This window comes from Pseudomonas sp. Teo4, from assembly GCF_034387475.1.
Classification (GTDB): domain Bacteria; phylum Pseudomonadota; class Gammaproteobacteria; order Pseudomonadales; family Pseudomonadaceae; genus Aquipseudomonas.
Genome location: NZ_JAXCIL010000001.1, coordinates 1,966,702 through 1,984,827 on the forward strand (window position 1 = coordinate 1,966,702; position 18,126 = coordinate 1,984,827).

An 18,126-nucleotide genomic window follows, 5' to 3' on the forward strand; every position below is an offset into this window, starting at 1 on the left:
CGTCAGCGGTTCAATGACTTGAGCGCGTGCTTGCCGCGAGGCGCGGCCTTATCGGCCTCGACCCGCTTGCGCAAGCTTTGCAGCAAGCCCCGCCGGGTATCGGCGCAAGGCCGTTCAGCGCGCCCGGCAGCATAAAAAACCTGCAAAAAGGCTAGCAAAGCAGCCTCGCTTTGCCCGTTTTGGGGATGTTCACTTGACGACAGCGTGCGCCGGCCCGTGGTACGCCGCAGCCACAAGTACATGGCGTCCAGCCGCGCGGGCTCACTGGCGCACTGCTTGCGCGCCTGGCGCCAGGCATAGCCGGGCGAGTCGAGCCAGGCCTGATGGCGGCGCGCTTGCCAGCGCCGCAGCCACTGCCAGCCCTGCACACCCCAGGCGCGCCCCGCCCAGGCCAACCCGCCAACCAGCAGCAACAGCAGCACCAGCCACAACCCGTGGCTGGCAATGCTGACCCGCGCGCCTTGGCCGAGCGCACGCAGGTCTTCATTCAAGGAAAACGGTGCCTGGTACGCACCCTCGCCTGCCTCAACGTCCACCGCCGGTACCGAGGCGCGGCGCTGCTCACCGCTGGCGGCGTCCCACCACTGCACTTCGATAGCCGGTAACTGGTAGTGGCCTGCGCTTCTGGCCACATAGCTGACGCTGTCCTCGCGCTGGCCACCGAGGGTGCCACCGCGCCCGTCGCTGAGCGGCGTCACGCTGGGGGTCAGCACGTAGCGCTTGAGGCCCTTGACCTCGGCGAACGTCGGCGGAGGTATGAGCATTGCCTGCCCGCCACGGGCGACGATATGCAGGTGGCGGGTGATGCTGTCGCCTGCGCGCAACGGGGTATGTGAACGCTCGATGGATTGGCTCACCTCGACCGCTTGCGCCACCAGCCGTTGTTCGCCGCTGTCGCCAGCAAGCCCCTTGGCTTCGAACGACAACGGCTGACTTTGAACGGTCTGCGCCGCGCTGGCCTGGCCGGGGTGCACACGGAAGGTCAGGGCCGGAATCGTGAACCGCTGCGCGGTGCTCGGGGTGATCTGGTAGGTGTAGCGCAGGCCGAAAAAGGCTTTGCCATCGATCCGCTGGTTCAGGTGCTGCGCCTCCCCTCCGGGCGGGCTGACTACCGCGCCTGGCAGTTGCAGCACCGGCAGCTCAGGGGGCGCGGTGAACCAGGTGTCGACCAGCAGGTCCACCTCCAGGCTCACCGTGGCACCCGTCATGATCGCGGCCTCCGGCACCAGGCGCGTTTGCACGCGAACGTCAGGTTCGGCGGCGCGGGCGAGGCCCGCGAGGCACGCGAGCAACAACCAGGCAAGACGACTCATGGCGCCCCCTGGGCCGCTTGCTGCTGCGCGGCATCCTGAATCGAGAACTTGCGTTTGAGAAACTGTGCGGGCGATGTGGTGAGGTTGTTCAGCCACAGCTGGTCCGAAGCAGCCTGGGGCGTCTTCTGCTGCTGTTGCTGACCACCGGCCGTCGGGGTCTGGTCTTCCACCACCTTGTCGGCTTTTTCGTCCGGTGTGCCTGCCTGCTGCTGGTCCTCATAGTCCTTGAGCAACGCCTCGGCCAGCGCCAGGTTGGCCTTGGCTTCGGCAAAATCGGGCTGCAAACGCAGAGCCTGGCGATAGGCGGCTTTCGCCTGGGCAAACTTGAACAAACGCACATAGCTGTTGCCCTGATAGAACCAGGCGGGTGCCGTGTCCAGCTTGCCCAGACTCGCCAGCGCGGCTTCGAAATCCGCCGCCTGGTAAGCGGCGACACCTTTCCAGTACGGGTCGTGAAAGTGCGCGGCGGCCTGCGGGTAGTACCCGTGCTCATACGCCCAGCGCCCTTGTTGGTCGGCGGTGAAGAAGGCGTCGGCCAGGGCCCCGGCGCGGGCGGGCCCGGCTGGCATGCCCAGCAACAGCGCCACGATCAGGCCCGGCAGCCAGTTCACCTGCCAGCCGCGGCGCACGCTGAACAACACCAGCAACAGCAACGGCCAGCACAGCCAGTAACCGGCGTCCTTCCAGTGCACCTGCCCGGCGTCGGCACTGGCGGCCTTGAAGTGGCGCTGGGCGTGCAGTTCGATCCAGTCGAGGTCGTCGTCGTTCAACGACAGGCTTCCCAGTGGCGCACTGGCGGCCTTGGCCAGGCCCTTGAGGCCCTGAGCGTCGAAATCGCCCTGTACCGGTCGCCCCGCTGCGTCCAGCCGGGGCATGCCCTGGGCGGTACGCAGCGGGCCGGTGGATTGACTACCGACGGCCAGCACCAACACTTGCAGCTGTGTACCGGTCGGGCGCTTGCCAATGGCATCGAACTGGCTGGCGTCGGCGCCGTCCGTCAGCAACACCAGAGTGCCCGGGGTGTTCTCTGCCTCCAGCAACTTCAGCGCCTGGTCGATCACACCCAGCGCATCCTTGCCGGGCTTGCTCATCAGGTCGGTGGCCAGCGCCTGGATGAAGGTATCGAGCAAGCCAGGGTCCTCGGTCGCCGGCAGCACCAGGTGTGCGCTGCCGGCATAGGCAATCAGCCCGGTGCGGGCACCACCGCGACGCATCACCAGGTCATGCAGCGTGTGCCGGGCGGCTGCCAGTCGGCTGGGCGGCACGTCGTCGGCATCCATGGACGGCGACAGGTCCACGGCGACGATCAGCGGTGCACGGTCGTCCAGAAAGTCGGGCGTGTCCTGCTCCCAGGTCGGCCCGGCAGCGGCCAGGGCGCTGAGCACCAGGGTGGCGCCGAGCACGTGAACCGGGCGCAGACGATGCGGGTCTTTCGGGGTGATCATCAGGTGTTCGACCAGGTGCGGGGCGATGATGCCATTGAGCTGGCGCCGCAGGTCAAGCCGGCGCAGCCAGAGCAGCGGCAGCAACACACCCGGCAGAATGAGCAGCAACCACCAGGGGCGCAGGAAATGCAAAGCCGCAAGGTCGACGCTCATGCCCGCGCCTCCATGAACCGCGCTCGCACCATGGCCAGCAACTGCCCCGCCAGTAGCAGGCCCGCGGCGGCACCCAGCGGCCAGAAGAACAGATCACGCTTGGGCTGATGACTGAAGGTCTGCACCTTGTGCGGGGTCAGGCGATCGAGGGTGGCGTACACTTGCTGCAGCGCCTGGCGGTCATCGGCGCGGAAGAACTGGCCGCCCGTGGTGCGCGCAATGGCCTGTAGGGTCGCCAGGTCGACCTTGTCATCCCCGGTCGCCTGAGGGTCTCCGATGCCGATCGCATGCACCACGATGCCATTGGCCCGAGCCAGTTGCGCCGCATGGTCGGGGGTGATGGCGCTGCTGGTGTCGTTGCCGTCGGTCAACAGAATCAGCACCTTTTCCTGCTCTTGGGTGTCCTTCAGGGCCTTGATGGTCAGGCCGATGGCATCGCCCAGCGCCGTATTGGGCCCGGCCATGCCGATGCCGACTCCATCGAGCAACAGCAACAGGCTGGCGTGGTCGAGGGTCAACGGAGCCTGCGGGTAGGCGCCGGTGCCGAATACGATCAGGCCGATGCGGTCGTCCTTGCGCTTGGCGATGAAATCACGCACCACCGATTTCACCGCGCTCAGGCGGTCGGTATTCTCGCCGTTGGCGTTGGTGTAGTCGGTGGCCTCCATGGACTGGGAGATATCGATCGCCAGCATCATGTCGCGGATCGGCTGCTCACGCTGGATCGGCTTTTCCACCAGCACAGGCCTTGCGCAAGCGGCCACCAGCAGGCACCAGACCAGCAGGTTCAACAGCAATTGCGCACGCCCCGCACTGGCGCCGACCTCCCCCGGCTGCTTGCCGATGGCACGGCTCATGGCCGCGAAAAACGGTACTCGCAGGGCGCTGCGGCCTTCCTGATAGTGGCCCAGGAGGCGATAGGCCAGCCACGCGACCGGTAACAGCAGGAACACCCACGGGTAGTCAAACTGCCACATGATGCGCCTCGATCCAGCTTCGGCTGGCGCTGAACAGCGCGCTGACCTGCTGGGCGTCCAGTGTGCGCAGGCTGGCCTCGGGTGCGTAGGCCAGCAAATGCAGGGTGTCGGCAAAGCCGGCTGGCAATGGCCGAGGTGCGCGCTGATCAAGAAAGGCCTGCCACTGCTCGCCAGCCAGGCTGGCCACGGGCGGAGCATCAGGCATCGACAGCGCCACGCGCTTGAGCAGTTCTGGCAGTTCACGCAGCGCTGCCAGCCGTTGTTCGCCCTGGCTGGCGGCCAACCTATCGAGCCGGGCCAGCGCCTCGCGGCGGTATTGGTCACGCCGCCAACGACGCCAGCGTAGCGCGCCCCACAGGCTGGCCAGCAGCAACGCCAGCACCGCGAGTACCAACCAGGCCCAGGTCTGCGGCAGGTAACTGAACGGCGGCATGCCCGGTGACAGCTCGCGCAATTGGTCGATGGACGGTGCGGCGGTGTTCATCGTGGCACCTGGGCCAGACGGCCCAGCTCACGACGCAATTGATCAAGGCTGTCATCACCCGTGCTGATCAGCATCAACGGTACCTGGCTGCGCCTAAGCAATTCGGCCACATCGCGCAGACGCCCGGCGAGGAATTCGCCCAAGGGCCGGTTGATGCGCCGCTGGCCGACCGCCAGTTCCACCTGCACGGCGCCCTGGGTAACGTTGAGCCGCCCCTTGTCCGGTACTTGCAGGGCAATCGGGTCGTAGACCTGGATAGCAATCACATCGTTGTGCTGGCTCAACCGACGCAGCAAGGGCAAGGTGTTGGCCGTGATACCGGCAAAATCGCTGATGATGCAAATCAGATGGTCGTGGCCGGCGCTGGCCGCGCAGCTGCGTAACACCCTGTCCAGTTGTGCATCGTTTTCCTGGTCGGCGGCGTAGGCCGACAGCCGGTGGTTGGCCTTGACCACAGCGCTGCACAGGGCTTCGACCCGCGCCCGGCTGCGCAGCGGCCGCACGTACTCCAGTTGCTGGCTGTCAAAGACCAGGCCGCCCACCCGGTCGCCCGCATGAAAGGCCATCCAGGCGCAAATGGCCGCGAGCTGCGCGGCGCTCACCGACTTGAAGTAGCGCTGTGAGCCGAAATACATGCTCATGCGCTGGTCGACCAACACCAGGGTGGGCCGGTCACGCTCTTCGGTGAAGGTGCGCACGAACGGTTTGCCGTAGCGCAGCGAGGCGCGCCAGTCGAGGTGGCGCAGGTCATCACCGGGCAAGTAATGACGCAATTCGTCGAAGCTGAGGCCGCGCCCACGCAGGCGCGAGGCGTGGTTGCCGGACAGGATGCTCGCCAACGGCTGCCGCGCGACGAAGCTCAAGCCCCTGGCACGCGCTTCCAGCGCCATGAGCTCGGCGAGCGAGGCATACACGAAGCCGTCCGGCACCAGCTTGTTCGCATCCATGGGCGTATCCGTCAGGCGGGAATGGCCACCTTGTCCAACAACCGGTCGATGACCTGATCGGCCGCCACACCATCGGTGATTGCGTCATAGGAGAGTTGCAGGCGGTGGCGCAACACCGGGTGCACCACGGCGCGGACATTGTCGGGCGACACGAAGTCCTGGCCTGACAACCAGGCGTGGGCACGCGACACCCGGTCGAGGCTGATGCCGCCACGCGGGCTGGCGCCGATCTTGATCCAGCGCGCCAGGTCAGGGTCATGCTCACCCGGATGGCGTGTGGCGTTGATCAGGTCGATGAGGTAGCGGTCGATCGCCTGCGCCACATGCACCTGCGCCACCTCGCGGCGGGCATCGAAGATCACCTGCTGGGCCAGGCGCACCGGTTGCGCCGCTGCCTCGTGGCTGGCCTGGTCCTCCGCACGCACCAGGCGCAGTACCTGGGCTTCATCTTCGGGGCGTGGGTAGTCGAGCTGCAGCTTCATCAGGAAGCGGTCCATCTGCGCTTCGGGCAGTGGGTAGGTGCCTTCCTGTTCGATCGGGTTCTGGGTGGCCATGACCATGAAAAGCCCGGGCATCGGGTAGCTTTGCCCGGCCACGGTAATCTGGCGCTCCTCCATGGCTTCGAGCAAGGCGGCCTGGACCTTGGCCGGCGCGCGGTTGATTTCGTCGGCGAGAATCACGTTGCCGAACAGCGGGCCGGGCTGAAAGCTGATCTTGTTGCCCTCGGCGGTCTGCTGCAGGATCTCGCCCCCGGTGATATCCGACGGCAGCAGGTCGGGGGTGAACTGGATGCGCCGCATCTGCGCCTCCAGGTGGGTGGACAGCGCCTTTACCGTGCGGGTCTTGGCCAAGCCTGGCAGGCTTTCGAGCAGGACATGGCCGTTGGCGAGCAGGCCCAGCAGTACATGACGAATGGTGTCGGCCTGGCCTAGCACCTTTTCAGCGACCGATGCTTCCAGTGCCTGGACGTGTTCGTGGGTATTCACGGGTGCGGCCTCTGGGCGGATTGGGCGGTCTGGTAAATCTAGCCGCGCCGGGGCGCACTGCAATGGGGTGTCGTGAAGAGAGCATGGCGTTGGTTCTGTGGTGTTGCAGAAACCGAGCGCCGCCCGCGCGGCGCATCGCGAGCAAGGCTCGCTCCTACGTTTGTTTACGGCCAATAACGCCTGTGACAGGCGCGCGCGACCGCCTGGTTTGCACGACTCGATATCAAGCCATGCGCCAAGGCGTTCGCGCGCAAATCCCACAGGCATAACTGGCCCGAAACAAACGTAGGAGCGAGCCTTGCTCGCGATGCGCCGCGCGGGCGGCGCTCGATCTCAAACCCACCGCCTACCTCAACCCGTACTCACTGCCCTTTCTGCCAGTACGGCTCGATGGCCTGCAAGCGCGGATCATCCGGCGCCGCTTCGCGCATCCGCTGCACATAGGGGAAGGCCTGTTCACGTTCACCTTCCAAGGCATGCAGGTAGATCAACGTATACAACAGGTCGGCGTTCTGCGGCGATTGCTGCAGCCCGCTGCGCAGGGCTTGCAGGGCTTCATCGCGGCGGTTCATGCGCGACAGCAGAAGACCCTGGTTGTAGCGAATGCGTGAATTGCCCGGCAGCGCTACGGCGGCTTGCTCCATCCAGCCCACCGCCTCGTCCGGCTTGTTCCGTTCGACCAGCAGCAGCGCCAGCATGTAGGCCAGGTTGCCGTGGTCGGCCTCGGGCATTTTTTCCAGCGCCACGCCTTCGCGCAACAACTGTTCGGCATCGTCCAGGCGCTGGGTACTGCTGGCCAGCGTGACCAGGTTGACCCTGGCCGGGACAAAATACGGGTCCATGCGCAAGGCCTGGCGATACTGCTGCATGGCCTGCTCGTCGCGCCCCTGGCGTTGCAGCAGCACGGCCAGGTTCAAACGCCCGCCCGGCAGGTCGGCATTGCCGCGCAGGCGCTGCTCGTACTCTGCCAGCATGGCCTGGAACGACTGGCGATTGGCCTCTGGCAGCTGGTCGGCGGGCACATCGGCCAATGCCCGCAGGGTTTCGTCGCGCACCGCTCGGGTGGGGTCTTCGAGCAATGGCAGCAGGGGTTTGAGACGTTGTTCGGGCGGCAGGCTGGTGAAGCCTGCCACCGCATAGGCACGCACCAGGGCGTCCTTGTCCTGCAGCGCCCAGCGCAGGTTGCTGGCAGCTGCGGGGCCAATGTCCGCCAACTGGTCGGCGGCGGTGGCGCGGACTATGGACGGGTTGCTCTTGTCCGCCAACAGGTAACCCAGGCGGCTGAGGGTGGTGGATGGGTCCTGACGCACGGCGTGGAAGACCTGCCCGTAATGCGCGGGGCGCTTGGGCGTACCGAACCAGCCTTCGAGGGCGCTGGCCGCCCACTGCGGCGTGCGGTCCTGATGGCAACTGGTGCAGGCATCGGGCCCTGTGGCCGCAAGGTCCGGGCGCGGGATGCGCAGGCTATGGTCACGCCGTGGGTCGACCACCATGTAGTTCCTGGTCGGCATGTGGCAGTTCACACACTGTGCACCGGGCGAGCCGACCGTGTGGTGATGATGCGCCGGGCTGTCGTAGTCCTTGGCCTGCAGGCCTGCGAAACGTGCAGTGTTGGGCTGGGTATTGTGGCATTGCAGGCACAGGCCGTTGCCTTCGATGCGCACTTTGGTGGTGTGGGGGTTGTGGCAGTCGGTGCAGCCTACCCCGGCTGCGTACATCCTGCTTTGGGTGAACGAGCCGTACTCGTACACCTCGCCATCGATCTGGCCTGCATCGTGATACAAGCCGCTACGCAGGGTGGCCGGCAGGCTCTGATCCAGTTGCGGATGGCCAGGAAGCTGACCGGTACCCAGGCCTTGGCGACGGCTGTGGCAATAGGCGCACTGCTCGACCAGCCCCTGGCTGCCCAACGCCTTGAAATCAATCGCCAGCCCTTTGGCCGGCGAAGCGCCGGGGTTCTGGGTTGCCCAGTCGACATGGGCCTGACCTGGCCCGTGGCAAGCTTGGCAACCCACGTTCTGCTCCTGCCAGGTGCTGGCGAAGCTGTCCTTGAGGTCGTCGTAGTGTTTGGCCAAGGCGGTGGAATGGCAGTCCGCGCACATGGCGTTCCAGTTCTGGTAACGGCCGGTCCAGTGCAAGGGGGCGTCTGGTGCGAAGCGCTGCCCCGGGTACAAGGAAAACCAGCGCTGCCCGCCCTGCCCGGCCGGACGGCTGTCCCAGGCCAGGGTCAGCGCCTGCAGGCGCCCCCTGGACAGCGCCACCAGGTATTGCTGCAAGGGTTCGAAGCCAAACGTATAGAGCACGCGAAAATCGGCCGGTTTGCCGTCTTCGCCTTCAATGTTGACGTAGTAGCCGTCTGCTTTGCGAAAGAACCGCGCCTTGACGCCGGCTTCGTCGAAGCGCGCATCGTCGAAATTACCGAGCACATTGGCCGCCGTGGCATCACGCAATGCCCAGGCGTGGTCGGAATGCTGCCATTGGCCTGCCTGCTCGGCATGGCAACCCAGGCAACTACTGGCGTCGGCATAACCTTGGCGGTCCTTGGACTGATGCGGCAATTGCCCATCGGAAGCCGCCAGCGCTGCACTGCACGACATCAGGCCGAGCAGGCACAAGCGCAGCAGCGCCAGGCCCCAGCTCCTTGCCAGCGATACCAACGTGCCATGCACCATGCGATCGCTCCAGTCCCGGTCCCCGGTGCAGCGTAGTACAAGGCATGGCAACTGCCATGTGCGCGGCAGACGGTTGGGCAAAGCCCGAAATCCTTCCTAAGATGAATGCGTTGCAGCGTTTTCGTTGCACGTCACGACGCCTCTCAACAAGGAACCGAGAATGCTCATGCCCGTCGTTGGACACCGTTGCCTGCCCCTGCTGCTGGCATTGACGAGTCATGTCACCTACGCCGAACAGGGCGCATCCGGCGAAGAGCCGCAGCCGATCCGTGTACTGCTGGCCGCCGAACTGGAAACCACCCTGTCCAGCCAGATGAATGGCACCCTGGGCGAGCTGAAAACCCGCTTCGGCGAGCATGTCGACAAAGCCAGCGTGCTGGCCCGCTTCAACTGCAGCGAAGCCCAGGCCCGGGGCAAGGTGGCGGTGGCCGAACTGGCCATGGCCCGACAGAACCTGGAGGCCAAGAAACAGCTGCGCAAGCTCGACGCGGTGGGCGACATTGAAGTGGCCATGGCCAACACCGAGGTGCAAAAGGCCGATGGCGCCCGCGCCATGGGCGAAGCGCAGATGGGCTACTGCCAGGTGCTGGCGCCGTTTTCCGGGCATGTGGCCAAGGTCTATGTGAAGCCCTACCAGACTGTCAGTGCCGGCACGCCGTTGTTCGACCTGGTCAGTGACGGCGCCCTGAAAGTGCGCATGAACGTGCCTTCCAGCCAATTGAAAACCCTCACCGCCGGGCAGGTGCTGGAGGTCAGCATCCACGAGACCGGCAAGACCTATCCGGCCAAGGTCAGCGTCATCAATGCGCGGGTCGATGCGGTCGCGCAGACCGTGGAGCTGGAAGCGCGGTTCGACCAGCGCTTCCCCGAACTGATGGCGGGCATGAGCGGCACGGCGCGATTCGACCATGACCGTGAATAACCCGCTGCCGCACCCGCAATTGCTGCTGCAGCTGGACGCCCTGCGCGACAAGGCCCTGGCCGCCGAGTCGCTGTCGGCCTTGGCGTTCAGCATGGCCAACGACCTCTACCCGCTGCTGCCCTTCCACCAGGCACTGGTCTTCGCCCAAGGCCCGTCGAACCTTGACCTGCTGTGCGTGTCGGGGTTGGCGCGCCCCAGTGAGGACTCGCCGTACCTGGTCTGGCTCAAGCGCGCCAGTCGCTGGCTGGCTGGCCGCGTCACCGGCACTCGACCGGTCTGGCTGAACAGGGCCGACGCCGCGCCTCCCGAAGACATCGCCCAAGGCTGGGACGAGTGGTGGCCTTCGGGCCTGTGGTGCCTGCCGCTGCACGACCGCGAAGGGCAGCGCCTGGGCTTGCTGGTGATGCTGCTGGAGGCAGCGCCGCCTGCGATGCTGGAGCAACAGCTCGATGGCCTGGTCAGCACCTGGGCCTACTGCTGGAGCGCACTGACCCGGCGCCGTGGCCATCGCCGCTGGCGCCCCAGCCGCCGGCAACTGCTGGTGGTGCTGTTGGTGCTTGGCGGCCTGTTGCTGGTGCCGGTGCGCCAGACGGCACTGGCACCGGCGCAGATTGTCTCGCGCCAGGCGCAGATCATCAGCTCGCCCATTGACGGGGTGATCGCCCAGGTGTTGGTTCGCCCCAACCAGCCAGTAGAGGCCGGCACGCCGCTGTTCTCCCTTGACGAAACGACCCTGCGCAGCCGTGCCGAAGTACTGGGCAAGGAGGTCGCGGTGGCCGATGCCGAACTGGCCGCTGCCAGCCAACGGGCTTTCGACAACCCGCAGAGCAAAAGCGAACTGACCCTGCTCGAAGGCCGTGCCCAGCAGCGCCGGGCGGAACTGGCCGCCGTGCAGGCTCAGTTGCGGCGCACCCAAGTGGCCTCGCCACGGGCCGGCGTGGCGGTATTCAGCGACCCCAACGACTGGCTGGGCAAGCCGGTGTCGACGGGCGAGCGCATCATGCACGTGGCCGACCCGGCGCAACCCGCCATGCAGATTCAGCTTGCCGTGGCCGATGCCATTGCCCTTGAACCCGGCGCCGAAGTCACCCTGTTCCTCACCGCCTACCCGCTCAGCCCGCTGAAGGGGAAAATCCTCGAGACCAGCTACCAGGCCCGGCCCAGCGACGACGGTGTAGTGGCTTACCGTTTGCTGGCCAGCATCGACGAGCAGTCCGAACATGCCCGCCTGGGCCTGCACGGCACCGCCAAGCTGTATGGCGGGCGGGTGATGCTCGGTTATTACCTGTTGCGCCGGCCGCTGGCCACCTTGCGCGCCTGGAGCGGCTGGTAATGCTCGACCCTGCCGACCTGCCGCTGCCGCCCCTACGCGAGGACCTGCGCCTGTGCGAAGCGGCCGACAACCGCGAGGGCGAGCCGGCCTGGATGATCCACGACACGGTGGTCAACCGCTTCTACCGCATTGGCTGGCTGGAGTTCGAATGCCTGCTGCGCTGGGGCCAGACGCCGCGCCAGGTCAGCGAACAGGTGGCGCGCCATTGTGCACTCAAACCTGATGTTGAACAGGTACTGGCGCTGCGCGCGTTTCTCGAACAGCACCACCTGCTGCGGCCTGGCCCCGCGCAGCTGGACAAGCTGCGCGCCAAGGGTGAGGAACGCACCTGGCTGAGCTGGCGCTGGTGGTTGCATCACTACCTGTTCTTTCGCATTCCCCTGCTGCGGCCGCAGGTCGGCCTGCAGCGCCTGGCCGCGCTGCTTGGCTGGCTGTTCCACCCGCTGACCGGCCTGCTGGTGCTGGGCCTGAGCCTGCTGGGCGTGGTGCTGGTGATGCAGCAGTGGGACACCTTTACCCACGCGGTGGTGGAGTCGTTCTCCACCGAAGGGCTGTTCAGCTTCGCCCTGGCCCTGATCACCGCCAAGACCCTGCACGAACTGGGTCACGCCCTGGTCGCCACGCGCCTGGGGCTGCGGGTGGCCCACATGGGCATGGCGTTTCTGGTGCTGTGGCCGATGCTCTACACCGACACGGGCGAAAGCTGGAAACTCAAGCGCCCCCGCCAGCGCCTGGCAATCGCCTCGGCAGGCATCGTCACCGAACTGTCGCTGGCCGGCCTGGCCACTCTCGGCTGGGCGCTGTGCGACCCTGGCGCCTTGCGCAACGCCTTGCTGTACCTGGCGACCACCAGTTGGGCACTGTCCTTGGCGCTCAATGCCAGCCCGTTCATGCGTTTTGACGGCTATTTCATCCTCAGCGACCTGCTCGATTTTCCCAACCTGCACGAACGCGCCTCGGCGTTGGCCAGGGTCGCCCTGCGCCGCAACCTGCTGGGGCTGGACGAGGAATGGCCCGAGCCCTTCCCAGTTGGCCAGCGGCGTCTGCTGGTGGCGTTCGCCTTCACCACCTGGCTGTACCGTCTGGTGCTGTTCCTCGGCATCGCGGTGGCGGTTTACCTGTTCTTCTTCAAGTTGTTGGGGATCGTACTGTTCATGGTCGAACTGGCGTGGTTTATCGCGTTACCGGTCAAACGCGAGCTCAGCCATTGGTGGCGACAGCGCGCGCATATTCCTGGCAGGCGCAAGCAGGCCCTTTACCTGGTCCTGGGCCTGGTCGTCGCTGCCCTGGCGGTGCCTTGGCACAGCCAGGTCGATGCTGTTGGCGTGGCACGCGCCGAGCACCAATTGCGGGTGTACACCCCCTACCCGGCACGGCTGCAGAGCCTGCACCAGGGCGGCACGGTCAACGCTGGCGAGGTGCTGGCGGTGCTGGAAGAACCGGACCTCGACTCGCGCCTGCGCAGCAGCGAGGCCAGCGCCCGCAGTTACCGCGCACGCTTGTCGGGGTTGCTGGCCGACCCTGGCGGGCTGGCCGAGGATGCCGCCACCCGGCAACGCCTGAATGTGCAATCCGAAGAAGCTCGAGCCGCCCGTAGCGAACTGGCCCGCCTCACGTTGCAGGCGCCGTTCGCCGGGGTCTGGCTGGACCTGGACCCAGACTTGCGAGCCGGCCAGTGGCTCAACCGGCAAGAGTCGATCGGCATGCTTATCGACCCGCGCCACTGGCAGGTCGATGCCTACGTCGCCCAGGACCAGGTACATCACCTGGCTGTGGGCAATCCCGTGAAGTTCTACCCCGAAGGCCAGGCCACACCGGTCGGCGGCAAGGTTCTGGCCATCGGCAGCACCCGTGCTGCGCAGCTGGCCCACCGCATGCTGTCCTCGCATTTTGGCGGGCCGGTGCCGACCACCAACCAGCCGTTGGTGCCTGGCAATGCACTGTTCCAGGTGCTGGTGGCGCTGGATGAACCGCTGGCCAGTGTGCGCGAGACCCGTGGCCGGCTGAAGATCGAAGGGCAAAAGCGCAGCGTGCTGGGCGAACTGGGGAAATGGGTGGTGGGTGTCGGCTTGCGGGAAAGCGGGTTCTGAGGCTGGACCTATCCCCGTCCTGTATTGCCTCTGATGGCCTCATCGCCGGCAAGCCGGCTCCCACAGGTACAGCGACGACCTCAAGATCACCGCAATACCTGTAGGAGCCGGCTTGCCGGCGATAAGGCCGGTACAGGCAACACAAGACAGTTGTTCCCACAAGGACCGCTCCGGCCTTGAGATCGCCGCAGTGCCTGTAGGAGCAACTGTCTTGCTCAATTCCTGACTAAGCTGCGCTTCGACGAAAGCACTGTACAAAAAAATTGACTTGTACAGTTTCCGGCCTAGGCTTCATCTCATACCTGTACAAACTCTTGGCTTTGTACAAGATAGCCGGGAGCCGCCATGTCTTTGTTTCTACAATCCTTCGCCCAACGCTTCAGCACACTGGACGCAGGCTGCCTGGAGAAACTGGAGGCGTTGTACAGCCCTGACATCGCGTTCCGTGACCCTCTGCACCAGATACACGGCCTGCCGGCCTTGCAGGCTTACTTCGCCAAGCTGTACGCCAATGTGCAAGACGTGCGCTACGACTTCCACGATGCCGACGAAGCCGCCCCCGGCCGTGGTTACCTGCGTTGGACCTTGCATTTTCGCCACCCACGTCTGGCCGGTGGTGGGCTGATCAGCCTGGAAGGCTGCAGCCACCTGTGCTGGACCGACCGTGTGCACCTGCACCAGGACTACTTCGACGCGGGCGCCCTGCTCTATGAGCAGGTACCCGTGCTCGGCTCGGTCGTGGGCTGGCTCAAGGGTCGGCTGGCATGAGCCGCTGCTGGCTGACCGGCGCCAGCAGCGGCATCGGTGCCGCACTGGCGCGCTGCCTGCTGGAACAGGGCCACCAGCTCGCCCTGGGCAGCCGGAACGCCCAAGCTCTGGAACACCTGGCAGCGGCGTACCCGGGGCAGGTGCTGCTGACCACAGGCGATGTCAGCGAGACGCATCAGGTAGCGGCCATGGTTGAACAAATCGAACTCGCCTGGGGCGCGCTGGACCTGGTGATCCTCAATGCCGGCACCTGCGAGTACCTTGAACCCGGCCAGTTCGACAGCGCCTTGGTCGAGCGGGTGCTGCACACCAACCTGATGGGGGTTTGCCATTGCCTGCAGGCGGCGCTGCCTCTGCTGCGCCGGGGCCAGCGCCCGCAGCTGGTGGTGATGGGCAGTTCGGTCAGCTGGCTGGCGCTGCCTCGGGCCGGGGCGTATGGCGCATCGAAGGCCGCTGTGCGCTACCTGATCGAGTCGCTGCGCATCGACCTGAGCCGCGAGGGCATTGCCGTGACACTGGTCAGCCCCGGCTTCGTCGACACCCCGCTGACTCGCCGTAACGACTTCCCCATGCCGCAGCTGTGGACTGCCGAACGCGCCGCGCACTACATCATCGTGCGGCTGCCAAGGCGACCTCTGGAAATCACCTTCCCAACCCTGTTCACCCTCGTTCTACGCCTGCTCGGCGCGCTGCCGGCACGCTGGCGGCTGCTGCTGGGCCAGCGGCTGGCGCGGGGGTAGCCACATGCGTATCGCCATCATCGGCAGCGGCATCGCCGGCCTGACCTGCGCCTACCTGCTTGCACGCCGTCATGAGGTCACGGTGTTCGAAAGCGCCAGCTGGGTCGGTGGCCACACCCACACCGTGGATGTGCAGTGGAAGGGCCAGCACCACGCCGTGGACACCGGTTTCATCGTTTTCAATGACCGCACCTACCCTCACTTCATGCGCCTGCTCGGCCAGCTTGGCGTTGCCTGGCAACCGACCGAGATGAGTTTTTCGGTGCACGACCCCTTGAGTGGGTTCGAGTACAACGGCCACGACCTCGACAGCCTGTTCGCCCAGCGCCGCAACCTGTTGTCGCCGAGCTTCTGGGGCATGCTCGGGGATATTCTGCGCTTCAATCGCCAAGCTCAGGCCGACCTCGAAAGCCAGCGCATCGCCCCAGCCACCACCCTGGGCGAATACCTGCAGATGCACAGCTACGGCCGGCGCTTCATCGAGCACTACATCGTGCCCATGGGTTCGGCCATCTGGTCCATGCCGCAGGCCGGCATGCTGGGCTTTCCATTGCAGCTGTTCGTCAGTTTCTTCCGTAACCACGGCCTGCTCTCGGTCAACCAGCGTCCCCAGTGGCAAGTGATAAAAGGCGGCTCGCGCAGTTACATCGAACCCCTGTGCCGAGGCTTTGCCGAGCGTATTCGCCTGAATTGCCCGGTGCTGCGGGTCAGCCGCGACGAAGGCGGTGTAACGATCACCAGCAGCGCCGGGCCAGAGCGGTTCGACAACGTGGTGTTCGCCTGTCACAGCGACCAGGCCCTGGGCCTGCTTGAGTCCCCCAGTGCAAAGGAGCGCGAATTGCTGGGCGCGCTGCGCTACGCGAGCAACGATGTGCTGCTGCACACCGACACTCGCCTGCTGCCGCGTCGGCGCAAGGCCTGGGCCAGCTGGAACTACCGCCTGGGCGGCGCCCCGCACGCCCCCGCCGCACTGACCTACAACATGAACATTTTGCAGGGTATCGAGGCACCGGTGACCTTCTGCGTGAGCCTGAACCAGACCGCGCTGGTGGACCCGGCGCAGGTTCTGGCGCGCTTTGAATACGCCCATCCGCAATACAGCCTGGCGGCCCTTGCAGCCCAGGCCCGCCAGGACGAGCTGCAAGGCCAGCAGCACAGCTACTTCTGCGGCGCCTACTGGGCCAATGGCTTTCACGAAGATGGCGTGGTCAGCGCACTGCGCGTCGCCAGGCACTTTGGAGAGCACCTGTGAACAGCAGCCTGTGCCGAGGCTGGGTCAGCCACCGGCGTTTCGAGCCGCATATGCATGGCTTTCGCTACCAGGTCGGCATGCTTTATCTGGACCTGGACGAGCAGCGCGAACTGCTGGGGCTGTCGCGCTTGCTCGGCAGTGCACGCCTGGCCCCGATGAGCTGGCGCGAGCGCGATTACCTGCCGGCCCTGACCCGGCATGGCACCTCGCTGGCCGAGGCCGCCCGGATACTGGTGGGCCGCGCCACCGGGCAAGTGCCAGAAGGCCCAGTGCACCTGCTGACCCAGCCGCGCAGTTGGGGGTTGTCGTTCAACCCGGTGAGCTTCTATTTCTGCCATGCCCTGGATGGGCAACTGGCGGCAATCCTGCTGGAAGTGCGCAATACGCCATGGCGCGAACGCTTCCACTATGTGCTGCCCGTTACCGCTGGCGAAGCCGGGCAGTTCGCGCTGGCCAAGGCCTTTCATGTCTCACCCTTCATGCCCCTGGACATGCAATACCGCCTGCGTTTTTTCGTCAACCAACAGCATGTGCGCATTCACATGGAGAACTGGCGTGGGGCCGGCAAAGTGTTCGAGGCCGACCTGGCGCTCAAGCGTCAACCCCTGGATGCACCTGCCCTGCGCCGTCACGTGCTGGCTTTTCCGTGGATGAGCCTGGTCACCCTGGCGGCCATCTACTGGCAGGCGCTGCGCCTGCTGCTCAAACGCACGCCCCTGCATCAGCACACCGCAAGCCATGGCGACCTGGGCCTTGGCCAACCTGTTCGTGAGGAATCCAAGCATGTCACTTCCCATCCTGAGCGTTAGCAAGCCAGGTTGCCTGAGCTCGCTGCTCGGCAACCTGGCCAGAAGCGCAGTACTCGCTCAGTTGCGCCGGCTTCGCCACGGCCACCTGCGACTGATCTGCCAGGACCGGCAGTGGACCTTCGGCGACGCTGGCAGCACCCTCTGGGCTGAAATCGAGGTGGTCGACGAGGCGGCATGGGGCCTGGTGGCCAGCAATGGCTCGATTGGCGCCGGCGAGGGCTATTTCCACGGCTACTGGCGCAGCCCCGACCTGGCGGCGGTCACCCGGGTGTTCGTCGCCAACCTTGCGGTGCTCGACGCCATGGAGGGCGGCCTGGCCCGCCTGGGGCGCCCGGCCCTGCGCCTGTTGCACCGGCTCAACCGCAACAACCGCCAGGGTGCGCGGCGCAATATCCTGGCCCACTATGACCTGGGCAATGCGCTGTTCGAACGCCTGCTCGACCCCACCATGATGTACTCGGCGGCGCAGTTCGAAAGCCCCGAGCAAAGCCTTGAGCACGCGCAGTTGAACAAGCTTGAACGCATCTGCCGCAAGCTCGACCTGCAGCCCGACGAGCACCTGCTGGAAATCGGCACCGGCTGGGGCAGCCTGGCCATCCACGCCGCCACCCAGCACGGCTGCCGGGTCACCACCACCACCCTTTCCGAAGCGCAGTACGCGCATACCCTCAAGCGTGTGCAGGCGCTGGGCCTGGAGCAACGCATCACGGTATTGCGCGAGGACTATCGCGACTTGCGCGGGCATTTCGACAAGCTGGTGTCGGTCGAAATGATCGAGGCCGTCGGCCACCGCTACCTGCCCACGTACTTTCGCCAGTGCGCCGCCTTGCTCAAGGACAATGGCCTGATGCTGCTGCAAACCATCACCATCCGTGACCAGCGCTACGTCCAGGCGCGGCGCTCGGTGGACTTCATTCAGCGCTACATCTTCCCCGGCGGCGCCCTGCCCTCGCTGAGCGTGCTGCTGGACATCGCCGGCCGCCAGACCGCGCTGAACCTGGTGCACATGGAGGACTTCGGCCTGGACTATGCGCGCACCCTGCGGCACTGGCGCGACAACCTGCGCCAGTCGCGCTCGGCCTTGCTGGAGCTGGGCTATGACGAAACCTTCCAGCGCTTGTGGGAGTTCTACCTGTGCTATTGCCAGGGCGGTTTCGAGGAAAGGGCAATCGGCGTGGCTCAGTTGCTGTGGGCGGCACCGAATGCGCGTCGGGCACCGGTGCTGGATGCCTGAA

15 protein-coding genes are annotated in these 18,126 nt (G+C 65.8%); 8 read left to right on the forward strand and 7 right to left on the reverse strand.

From position 1 onward, the window contains the following. Positions 1-2: 2 nt before the first annotated feature. The 7 genes from PspTeo4_RS08995 to PspTeo4_RS09025 form a co-directional block, all read right to left on the reverse strand. Complete coding sequence (locus tag PspTeo4_RS08995) at positions 3-1,313, reverse strand: BatD family protein (RefSeq protein ID WP_322363318.1); 1,311 nt, start codon at positions 1,311-1,313, stop codon at positions 3-5. Continuing rightward, the gene (locus tag PspTeo4_RS09000) at positions 1,310-2,911 is read right to left on the reverse strand and encodes a VWA domain-containing protein (protein ID WP_322363319.1); all 1,602 of its coding nucleotides are present in this window, start codon (positions 2,909-2,911) and stop codon (positions 1,310-1,312) included. The genes PspTeo4_RS08995 and PspTeo4_RS09000 overlap by 4 nt, the downstream gene beginning before the upstream one ends. Further along, on the reverse strand, positions 2,908-3,888 hold the full coding sequence (locus PspTeo4_RS09005) for a VWA domain-containing protein (RefSeq protein WP_322363320.1): 981 nt from the start codon (positions 3,886-3,888) through the stop codon (positions 2,908-2,910). The genes PspTeo4_RS09000 and PspTeo4_RS09005 overlap by 4 nt, the downstream gene beginning before the upstream one ends. Beyond that, positions 3,875-4,372 carry a DUF4381 domain-containing protein gene (locus tag PspTeo4_RS09010; RefSeq protein WP_322363321.1) on the reverse strand — a complete coding sequence of 166 codons (498 nt, stop codon included), beginning with the start codon at positions 4,370-4,372 and terminating at the stop codon, positions 3,875-3,877. Before PspTeo4_RS09010 ends, PspTeo4_RS09005 begins: the two co-directional genes overlap by 14 nt. Beyond that, positions 4,369-5,319: a DUF58 domain-containing protein gene (locus PspTeo4_RS09015; RefSeq protein ID WP_322363323.1), complete on the reverse strand. Its 951-nt coding sequence runs from the start codon at positions 5,317-5,319 to the stop codon at positions 4,369-4,371. The genes PspTeo4_RS09010 and PspTeo4_RS09015 overlap by 4 nt, the downstream gene beginning before the upstream one ends. 11 nt (positions 5,320-5,330) lie before the next feature. Next, entirely contained in the window at positions 5,331-6,305 is a 975-nt protein-coding gene (locus PspTeo4_RS09020; protein WP_322363324.1) for a MoxR family ATPase, read from the reverse strand. A gap of 362 nt (positions 6,306-6,667) precedes the next feature. Beyond that, positions 6,668-8,977, reverse strand: coding sequence for a tetratricopeptide repeat protein (locus PspTeo4_RS09025; protein WP_322363325.1), 2,310 nt, complete (start codon positions 8,975-8,977; stop codon positions 6,668-6,670). Between the two features lie 160 nt (positions 8,978-9,137). On the opposite strand from PspTeo4_RS09025, the gene PspTeo4_RS09030 reads away from it, so the two are divergent. The 8 genes from PspTeo4_RS09030 to PspTeo4_RS09065 all read left to right on the forward strand — a co-directional run bounded on the left by PspTeo4_RS09030 (position 9,138) and on the right by PspTeo4_RS09065 (position 18,125). Then, entirely contained in the window at positions 9,138-9,899 is a 762-nt protein-coding gene (locus PspTeo4_RS09030) for an efflux RND transporter periplasmic adaptor subunit (RefSeq protein ID WP_322363326.1), read from the forward strand. Continuing rightward, positions 9,886-11,232, forward strand: coding sequence for an efflux RND transporter periplasmic adaptor subunit (locus tag PspTeo4_RS09035; protein ID WP_322363327.1), 1,347 nt, complete (start codon positions 9,886-9,888; stop codon positions 11,230-11,232). Before PspTeo4_RS09030 ends, PspTeo4_RS09035 begins: the two co-directional genes overlap by 14 nt. Beyond that, positions 11,232-13,322: an HlyD family efflux transporter periplasmic adaptor subunit gene (locus PspTeo4_RS09040; RefSeq protein ID WP_322363328.1), complete on the forward strand. Its 2,091-nt coding sequence runs from the start codon at positions 11,232-11,234 to the stop codon at positions 13,320-13,322. The genes PspTeo4_RS09035 and PspTeo4_RS09040 overlap by 1 nt, the downstream gene beginning before the upstream one ends. A 345-nt stretch (positions 13,323-13,667) precedes the next feature. Beyond that, positions 13,668-14,090 (forward strand): nuclear transport factor 2 family protein, encoded by a 423-nt coding sequence (locus PspTeo4_RS09045; RefSeq protein ID WP_322363330.1) that lies wholly within the window; start codon positions 13,668-13,670, stop codon positions 14,088-14,090. Then, positions 14,087-14,830: an SDR family NAD(P)-dependent oxidoreductase gene (locus PspTeo4_RS09050; protein ID WP_322363331.1), complete on the forward strand. Its 744-nt coding sequence runs from the start codon at positions 14,087-14,089 to the stop codon at positions 14,828-14,830. The genes PspTeo4_RS09045 and PspTeo4_RS09050 overlap by 4 nt, the downstream gene beginning before the upstream one ends. A gap of 4 nt (positions 14,831-14,834) precedes the next feature. Continuing rightward, positions 14,835-16,082, forward strand: a complete 1,248-nt coding sequence (locus PspTeo4_RS09055) for an NAD(P)/FAD-dependent oxidoreductase (RefSeq protein ID WP_322363332.1) — start codon at positions 14,835-14,837, stop codon at positions 16,080-16,082. After that, positions 16,079-16,891, forward strand: coding sequence for a DUF1365 domain-containing protein (locus tag PspTeo4_RS09060; protein WP_322363333.1), 813 nt, complete (start codon positions 16,079-16,081; stop codon positions 16,889-16,891). The genes PspTeo4_RS09055 and PspTeo4_RS09060 overlap by 4 nt, the downstream gene beginning before the upstream one ends. Then, positions 16,866-18,125 (forward strand): cyclopropane-fatty-acyl-phospholipid synthase family protein, encoded by a 1,260-nt coding sequence (locus PspTeo4_RS09065; RefSeq protein WP_322363334.1) that lies wholly within the window; start codon positions 16,866-16,868, stop codon positions 18,123-18,125. Before PspTeo4_RS09060 ends, PspTeo4_RS09065 begins: the two co-directional genes overlap by 26 nt. Position 18,126 lies beyond the last annotated feature (1 nt).